This is a genomic window from Acidocella sp., from assembly GCF_052326845.1.
Taxonomy (GTDB): domain Bacteria; phylum Pseudomonadota; class Alphaproteobacteria; order Acetobacterales; family Acetobacteraceae; genus Acidocella.
The window spans coordinates 1-7888 of record NZ_JBKQJR010000149.1; the positions used below are offsets into that span (position 1 = coordinate 1).

Sequence of the window (7888 nt, forward strand, 5' to 3'; positions counted from 1 at the left end):
GGGCTTTTTCATGCGGTCTCTCCCAGCGGCACGGCGAAGCCGCCGATCACCACCGGCGGCGCATCCAGTCCGGCGATGGCGGTCAGGCGCGGGTCGGCATCCTCCACCAGCCCCGCCACCTCGACGAGCGCGTGCAGGCGGGTATCGCCGGGCAGGCGCCGCACCCAGAGCGCGGTGGGCTGGAACCCGGCATCCCGCACCAGCGACATCATGCGCGCGCGGGAGGTGTCGGGGTTGAATTGCAGCGCGATCAGCCCGCGGTCATCGCCGCTGGGGTCGGGCGGCACGGTGGCCGCCACATAGGCGTCGCCCAGGGGCAGGCCCTCGGCCCGCTTGGTCCAGAACGGGATCTTGGCGATGACATAAAGCCGCTGCGATCCGGTGCCGGTGAGCAGCGGCCACCAGCCGCCATGCGCCTCGTCATCCTCGGCCAGGGGCGGCAGCACGGCCAGCTGCGCCCCGCCCTCGCGGGTCAGGTCCGCCATGGTCTGGGCCGGGTTGGCGTGGCGGCGCACCGGGGTGAGCGGGCCAAAATGCTCGCGCGCCAGGGCCAGGCGGGTTTCGCCGCCCTCGCCGTCGCACACCGCCATGGTCTGCCCGCCCTCGATGATCAGCGCCGCGCCGAACAGTTCGCGCCAGAAGCGGATGATCGCCTGGCGCGGCAGGGCGCCGGAATGGCGGGCCAGCATGCGGCGCAGGATGATCGCCTCGCGCCCCGGGCGGATCTTGGTGCCGGTCTTGCCGCCAGTCTCGGCGACCCCCTCGACCACCCGCGCCCGCTGCATCAGCAGGTCGTGAATCTGGTCGTCCAGCGCGTCCAACTGAGCGCGAAGTTCACCGAGGCGGGTATTCTGGGGGAGGGAATGGGTCATCGCCGGTTTCTGTTACTCAATTGCGCGGGTGCCGCCAAGCCAGCCCTGCGGAATCGGGGGGCTCGCAGGGTTGCACGCCAGGGGCGCTCAGAGCATATGCGGAGGTTGTAGCATGGACCAGAATCCCGCCTTTCCGGAGACGCAGCACCAGAGCGTGACCTTTCCCCAGGGTCTGACGCTGGATTGCGGCCAGCATTTGCCCGCCGTGACCGTGGCCTACCGCACCTATGGTACGCTCAACGCGCAGAAGAGCAACGCCATCCTGATCTGCCACGCCCTTACCGGCGACCAGTACGTGGCCGAGCGGAACCCGGAAACCGGCAAGCCCGGCTGGTGGGAATATCTGGTTGGCCCCGGCCAGCCGGTGGATACGGACAAATATTTCGTCATCTGCGCCAATGTGCTGGGCGGCTGCATGGGCTCCACCGGCCCGCGCAGCGCGCATCCGGATGGTTCCGGCCGGCCCTGGGGCACCGATTTTCCGCAGGTGACGATCCAGGACATGGTGCGGGCGCAGAAGCTGCTCGTCGGCCATTTCGGCATCGCCCGGCTGTTCGCCGTCATTGGCGGCTCGATGGGCGGCATGCAGGTGCTGGCCTGGGCGACGCTATACCCCGAGGCGGTGTTCGCCGCCGTGCCCGTCGCCACCGCCTCCTACCATTCGGCGCAGAACATCGCCTTCCACGAGATTGGCCGTCAGGCCATCGCGGCCGACCCGTTCTTTTACGGCGGGCATTACTGGCGCGAGGGCGTGCGCCCCGAGCGCGGCCTGGCCGTGGCGCGCATGACCGCGCATATCACCTATGTCTCCGAGGTTGCGTTGACCCGCAAATTCGGCCGCAAGCTGCAGCATGCCGAGGGACTCTCGGCGCTGGGCGACCAGTTCGCGGTGGAGAGCTATCTGCAATACCAGGGCTCCAGCTTCGTGCAGCGCTTCGACGCGAATTCCTACCTCACCATCACCCGCGCCATGGATCTGTTCGACTTGGCGGCGGACCATCATGGCGTGCTGGGAGACGCTTTCAAGGGCACGAAAACGCGGTTCCTGCTCGTGTCCTTTTCGTCCGACTGGCTGTTCCCCACCGCGCAGTCGCGCGCCATCGCCCGCGCGCTCAACCATGTCGCGGCCAATGTCTCCTTCGTCGAGGTGCAGTCGGACAAGGGGCATGACGCCTTCCTGCTCGACGAGCCGGATTTCCATCAGACGGTGCGCGGCTTTTTGGCCGGCTGCGCCGAGCATGCGAGGCTAGCATGAGCGCGCCCCGCAAGATCCGTGTCGATCTCGAGCTGATTGCCGGGCTGGTGGCGCCGGGCTCGCGCGTGCTCGATATCGGCTGCGCCGACGGCACGCTCATCGACCATCTGTTCCGCGAGAAGAACTGCGACGCGCGGGGCATCGAGCTCGACATGCAGGAGGTGCAGCGCGCGGTCACGCATGGCGTGCCGGTGATGCAGGGCGACGCGGATACCGAGCTTGTCACCTATCCTGACAATGCGTTTGATTATGTGATCCTCTCGCGCACGCTCCAGGCGGTGGAGAAACCGCGCGACGTGCTGGCGCAGATGCTGCGCATCAGCACGCATGCCATCGTCAGCTTCCCGAATTTCGGACACTGGACACTGCGCCTGCAATTGCTGCTGAATGGGCGCATGCCGATGACCGCGGGCTGGAACCGCATGTGGTACGAGACGCCGAACATCCACCCCTGCACGATCAGCGATTTCTTCACCCTGTGTGATCAGGACGGCTATATCGTGGAAGATTGGCTGGCGGCGGATGAGCAGGGCGCGCGCACGCCGTGGCGGCGCTCACGCCGGCTGGCGAATCTGTTTGGCGAGCAAGGGCTGTTCCTCCTCCGCAAGGCTTAAGGCTGTTTGTAAACTCTACTCTGGCGGCCATTCAGCGCGCTTTTCTGCGCTTCCGGTGCTCACGTACTTAACGTACGCTCCGCTCACTGCTCAGCGTGCTCGAACCAATGGCGCACGCTTCGCAGCTCGAAAAAACACGCTGACTGACTCACCAGAGCGAGTTTCCGAACAGCCTGCCACAATTAACGCCGCGAGCAGCAGCAGCGGCGCGATCAGCACGCCGCTGTGGCTGAAGACCCTCGGCGCGCAAGCCGGCAGCACCCAGAGCCAAGCCAGACCCGCGTTGCGCCAGGGTGTCTCCCGCCGGGCGAGGGTAGGCAGCAGCACGGCATAGATGGCGAGGTCATCGGTAAAGCCATAAGGGCTGGCGAGTAGCGTGCAGAACACCGTGGCGGCGAGCGGGGTTTCGCCATTGCGCCAGAGCCGCCACAGGATCAGCGCGCAGGCGGTGGAGACGAGCCCTTGCCCGGCATAAGCCGCCAGTGTGGAAAAATGCAGTCCGTGCAGCAGCCAGAACACCGATATGCCCATGGCCTGATAGCCGTGCGGCGATGGCGCCTGTGTCAGCAGGGCATGCATGGCGGCGCGCCCCGGGCCGAGATAGGCGGTGAACATCGCCGTGCCGCCCAGCGCCCAGCCAAGGCCAAGCAGCGCCGCCACGCCCGCAACCTCCGCGGCCACGGCCTTCCAGCGCCGCGCCGCCAGCACCGCCACCGGCACCAGCAGCGCGTATTGCGGCTTTATTGCCAGCAGCGAGAGCGCCGCCCCGCCCAGCACCGGCCGTGCCCGCAGCCGTGAGAGGCCGAACACCAGCAGCGCGCCGCAGATCAGTCCGAACTGGCCGAGGTACAGATTCCACATGGCCGGGAAGGAGATCAGCCCTGCGGCGATGCACCAGCCGGGAATCCCGGCGCGGCGCAGCAGCGCCACCGAGGCCAGCAGCAGCGCCAGGGAGACGAGATAATACCCCGCCACCAGCGGCAGGGCGGAGATCACCCAGGCCGGGAGCAGGATGGTCGGCGGGTACACGAAGGGCCACCAGCCGGACTTGTAGGGCAGGAGCTGTGCCGCCAGCGCGGCGTAGCGCGCATGGTCGTAGAGCAAGGCCGCTTGGCCGTGGCGGGCGAATACGCCCGCGAGCCAGAACATGCCGTAATCGCAGTAGCCGGTGGTGCAGAACGGGTCGGCAAAGCCCAACCCCTGGTGCAGATACAGCCACAACCGTGTTGCCTGCGCCCATACACCCAGCAGGAACAGCCCCCCGCCCGCCAGCAATGCCAGGGCGGTGACAGCCCGGGCGAGGCGGCGGCTTATGCCCGCGCCGCTCAGTGTTGCGGTGCCGTCATCGCCCGGGCCGGGCACTCACACCAGCGCCGTGCCGGGGGCGCGCCAGCTGAGCGAGCCGATCTTGTGGCAGACCGGGCAGACCGGCGCCCAATCCGGCTGCGCGTGATGGCAGGACTCGCAGATCCAGGCGAAGCGCGTGGGCTGGGCAGGCTGGCCGGCCAGTTGGTCGAGAATGCCCTGCGCCCGGCCGTCATCGGCCCCGGCGTCCAGCGCCGCCTGGGCGTGGCGCGTGGCTTCGCCGGTCAACCCGGCTTCCAGGTCCGCGCGCGCCAGCAGCAATTCGGATTCGACATGGCCCGGATTGGCGGCGGCCAACTCCGGCGCTTCCCGCGCGCGGTCCAGCGGCGTTGCCCCGGGCAGCGACCATGCGTCGGCGATCAGCGGATGCGGGGCGGCTTTCCACCCCATGCGCAGCGTTTTTTTTGCCGCCCGGGTTTTGCCCAGAGCGCGCAGTGCAACGGCCAGAGCCACCACGGCCGGGGCCAGTTGGGGGTCGGATTTTACCGCCTGCTTGGCGAAACCCAGAGCCTGGGAGGGGCTGGCCGCGTTCTGTGCCGCCGCCGTGGCAAGTGCTGCAATCTCATGCTTGTTTTGCGTCAGGCCCAGCGCGGTGGCGTAATTCTGCTCCCGCAGCGCCAGTTCCAGCTGCTGTGCGCGGGTCCAGGCAGCACCCGGATACGCCGCCTCCGCCGCCTGGGCGTGCTGGCGGGCCGCTTCGTGGTCCTGCGTCGCCAGGCTCTCGCGCAGCAGGCCGCGATGGCCGAGGAATTTCAGCTCTTTGTGCTGGGTAAGTTTTGCAAACGCGGCCTTGGCCTGCGCGGCATCGCCGGAGAGGCGCGAGGCTTCGGCGCTCAGCATTAGGGCGAGCGGGGTTTCCCCCAGCAGCTTCAGCGCCCGTGCCGCCTCGGCCTTTGCGGCCTTCGCGTCCTCAGCCGCCAGCGCCGCCAGTCCGCGCAGAGTGGCGGCCTCGCCCGCCGCCGCCCGCTTGCCGGCGCGCCATGCGCCAAGCTGCCCGGGGGCGCGGCGGATGCCGCCCAGCACGCGCAGCAGCATTGTGAGCAGCACGGCGATGATGAACAGCAACAGAAGGGCGGCCGGGGTGGAGGTGGTGACCGCATAAGGCCCGGCATGCGCCGTGACCGTGCCGGGAAGACCGCCCACCCACCACACCAGCGCCAGCAGCAGCGTGGCCAGGAGCATGAATTTCACCGCGCGCAGCATGGGGTCAGGCGCCCTGTGCCATGGTTATCAACGTGGCGCGCGCGTCGAGCAGCGCCTTCGCCTGGGCCAGCCAGCCCGCCATCGCGGCCTGGGCCGGCGGGCTTAGCGCCTGCAGGTCCGCCACCGCCCCGGCCAGATCTCCCGCCGTAAGCGCGGCCCCGGCCTGGTTCAGCACAGCCGCGGCGGGCGGGCCGAACAGCACAGTGTTGCCGTTGCTGATGGTGATGATCCCTTCCAGCCGCAGTTTCGCCCGTGCCCAGAAGCCAACATTGCCGCTGGGCGAGAGGCTCGCCGCTGCCGCCGCTTCGGCCGCTTCGGGGAAGCTCTGCCGCAGGGCGGCTTCGGTTGGCGGCGCGGCGGTGGCGAATTGCGCCAGGGCAGGCGGCGCGTTCGGGATGGTCCCGAGCGGCTGCCCGGCATCCAGCGCCATGCGCGCCGTCGCCAGCGCGTTCAGCAGCGCGATGCGCGTGGTCAGCTTGCCGAGATCGGTGGAGTTGGCCTGCATCTGGCTGAGCTGGCCATGGTCGGCGGCTTCCTGCGCCTGCATAGCGTTCACCTGCGCGGCCAAGTCGACGTATTTCTGTGCCAGATCGGCCTGGACCGTCACACTGTTCGGGGCCGGGGCGGTGTGGGCGGTCTCGGCGCGCAGGTCGTCCATCTGCGTGTGCAGCACGGCAAGCTGCGTGGCATCGGCCTGGTGGGCCTGCTGGTTGTACCAGAGATACCCCTCGCCCGCGCCGAGAACCAGGAAGCCCAGCGTGAACGCCACCGGCCAGGCCGAGCGCGAGGGGCGCGGTGCGGCAGGCGCGCTGGGCGCGGGTGCCGTTGCGGGAACCGGGGGAGTGGTTTCGATTGGTGTCTCTCTTGGGGTTTCGCTCGTTGTTTCTGTTTCGCTCATGCCAGCAATGCCATCAGATCCGCTTCCGTTGGCACCACTGCCGCACGGATTCGCGCCCAGGGCAAGTCTTGTAACGCAATCGCGACCATTTCGCTAAGGGCATATGCGGTTATACCCGCCGTGCCGGGCGGATTCAGCCGGGCAAAGGCGCGGGCGGTCTCGGCCGAATAGAACAGCGCGCCGGCGATTTCCCCCGCCTCCAGCGCCGTTGCCACGGGCTCAGGCAGATGCCGGGCCGGGGTCACGGTATAGACCTTGCGGCGCAGCACCGGGATGCCCGCCTCGCGCAGTTTCCCGGCCAGGGCCAGCCCTTGCCGCTCCCCTACCGCCAGGAGATGCAGCCCCGGCACATGGCGCGCCACCACCAGCCGGGCCAGATCCTCGGCATTGCCGCCAGCACTTTCCACGCGGGTGAACCCGGCTTGGCGCAGCTTGGCTGCCGTGGCGTCCCCCACGCAGAAGGTCGGTAAGTGATGCAGAGTGGCGGGCAGGGCAGGAACGGCCTGGCCGCTGGTGATGACGAGTGCTGCCGGGTGCTCCGGCATGCGCGGTTTTGTGGTGCGGATGGTAAGGCAGGGCACAACCACTGGCTCGTACCCAATGGCCGCCAGGCGCGCCGCCGTGGCGCTTGCCCCCGGCTCCGGCCTGGTGACCAGAAGCTTCATGGCAGGAAGATATCCGCCGGGCTGCCCGCCTTCAGCTCGCGGCCCAGCTCGCGGCCCAGCGCCTCGGCATCCGCCGCAGCGCCGGTGGCCGTGCGCTTGAGCAGGAATGTGCCGTCCGCCCGCGCCACGAGGCCGGTGAGGTGCAGGTTGCCATCTTCCAGCAGCCGGGCGTAGCCGCCGATCGGAGTGCGGCAGGAGCCGTCCAGCGCGTTCAGCAGCGCCCGCTCGGCGGTGGAGACGGCCTTGGCCTCCGGGTCCTCAATGCCCGAGAGCAGCGACAGCAGCTCGGTATCGGCCTCACGCACGGTGATGCCGACAATGCCCTGGCAGGCGGAGGGCACCATCTGCTCGGGGCTCAGCACCACGCTGGCCTTCTCGGTCAGCCCCAGGCGGCGCAGCCCCGCATAGGCGAGCAGCGTGGCGTCCAGCTCACCGGATTCCACCTTGCCCAGCCGCGTGCCGACATTGCCGCGTAAGAGGGAAAAATTCAGGTCCGGCCGGGCGTATTTCAGCTGCGCCTGGCGCCGCACGCTGGCCGAGCCCACATGCGCGCCCTGGGGCAGGGCGCCGTACGGGTCTGCTGGGTCCTTCGGGGCCACGCCGGGGGGCAGGATCAGCACATCCCGGGCATCCTCGCGCTTGAGCGTGCAGGCCAGCGCGATGCCGGGCGGCAGCGTGGTTTCCAGATCCTTCAGGCTGTGAACCGCGAAGTCGATCCGCCCCTCGGCCAGGGATTCGTGGATCTCCTTGGCGAACAGCCCCTTGCCGCCGATATCCGCGAGCCGCGTGCCCGCCGCCTGGGTGGCGTCACCCGTGGTGTGGATGACCTGTTCTTCGAACCGGTGCTCGGGCCAGGCAGCCTGCATCCGGGCGATGAAATCGCGGGCCTGGATCAGCGCCAGCGGCGAACCGCGCGTGCCGACGCGCAGCGGACGATCAGGCGATGGCGTGGCCATGGTCATGACGCTGTCCTATTACCGTGCGACTGGCAGCGTAGAGGTGGGATGAGCGCGAAT

The 7888-nt window shown here is 68.9% G+C and carries 8 protein-coding genes; 2 read left to right on the forward strand and 6 right to left on the reverse strand.

The window, feature by feature from the left end; all coding sequences use genetic code 11:
• Window positions 1-8 precede the first annotated feature (8 nt).
• Window positions 9-872: a chorismate mutase gene (locus tag ACLPJJ_RS10295; protein ID WP_443590887.1), complete on the reverse strand. Its 864-nt coding sequence runs from the start codon at window positions 870-872 to the stop codon at window positions 9-11.
• A gap of 112 nt (window positions 873-984) precedes the next feature.
• Here ACLPJJ_RS10295 and metX point away from each other — a divergent pair, with 112 nt between their 5' ends.
• Entirely contained in the window at window positions 985-2127 is a 1143-nt protein-coding gene (gene metX, locus ACLPJJ_RS10300; RefSeq protein WP_443590888.1) for a homoserine O-acetyltransferase MetX, read from the forward strand.
• Window positions 2124-2741: a methionine biosynthesis protein MetW gene (gene metW / locus ACLPJJ_RS10305; protein ID WP_443590889.1), complete on the forward strand. Its 618-nt coding sequence runs from the start codon at window positions 2124-2126 to the stop codon at window positions 2739-2741. Before metX ends, metW begins: the two co-directional genes overlap by 4 nt.
• A gap of 90 nt (window positions 2742-2831) precedes the next feature.
• Here metW and ACLPJJ_RS10310 read toward each other — a convergent pair whose 3' ends face one another.
• From ACLPJJ_RS10310 to hemC, 5 genes are all read right to left on the reverse strand, one after another.
• Window positions 2832-4103 (reverse strand): glycosyltransferase family 87 protein, encoded by a 1272-nt coding sequence (locus ACLPJJ_RS10310; RefSeq protein ID WP_443590890.1) that lies wholly within the window; start codon window positions 4101-4103, stop codon window positions 2832-2834.
• Window positions 4104-5309 (reverse strand): heme biosynthesis HemY N-terminal domain-containing protein, encoded by a 1206-nt coding sequence (locus ACLPJJ_RS10315; RefSeq protein WP_443590891.1) that lies wholly within the window; start codon window positions 5307-5309, stop codon window positions 4104-4106.
• Between the two features lie 4 nt (window positions 5310-5313).
• Window positions 5314-6078, reverse strand: coding sequence for a hypothetical protein (locus ACLPJJ_RS10320; RefSeq protein WP_443590892.1), 765 nt, complete (start codon window positions 6076-6078; stop codon window positions 5314-5316).
• A gap of 125 nt (window positions 6079-6203) precedes the next feature.
• Window positions 6204-6872 carry a uroporphyrinogen-III synthase gene (locus ACLPJJ_RS10325; protein WP_443590893.1) on the reverse strand — a complete coding sequence of 223 codons (669 nt, stop codon included), beginning with the start codon at window positions 6870-6872 and terminating at the stop codon, window positions 6204-6206.
• Window positions 6869-7834, reverse strand: a complete 966-nt coding sequence (hemC, locus tag ACLPJJ_RS10330; RefSeq protein WP_443590894.1) for a hydroxymethylbilane synthase — start codon at window positions 7832-7834, stop codon at window positions 6869-6871. The genes ACLPJJ_RS10325 and hemC overlap by 4 nt, the downstream gene beginning before the upstream one ends.
• Between the last annotated feature and the right edge of the window lie 54 nt (window positions 7835-7888).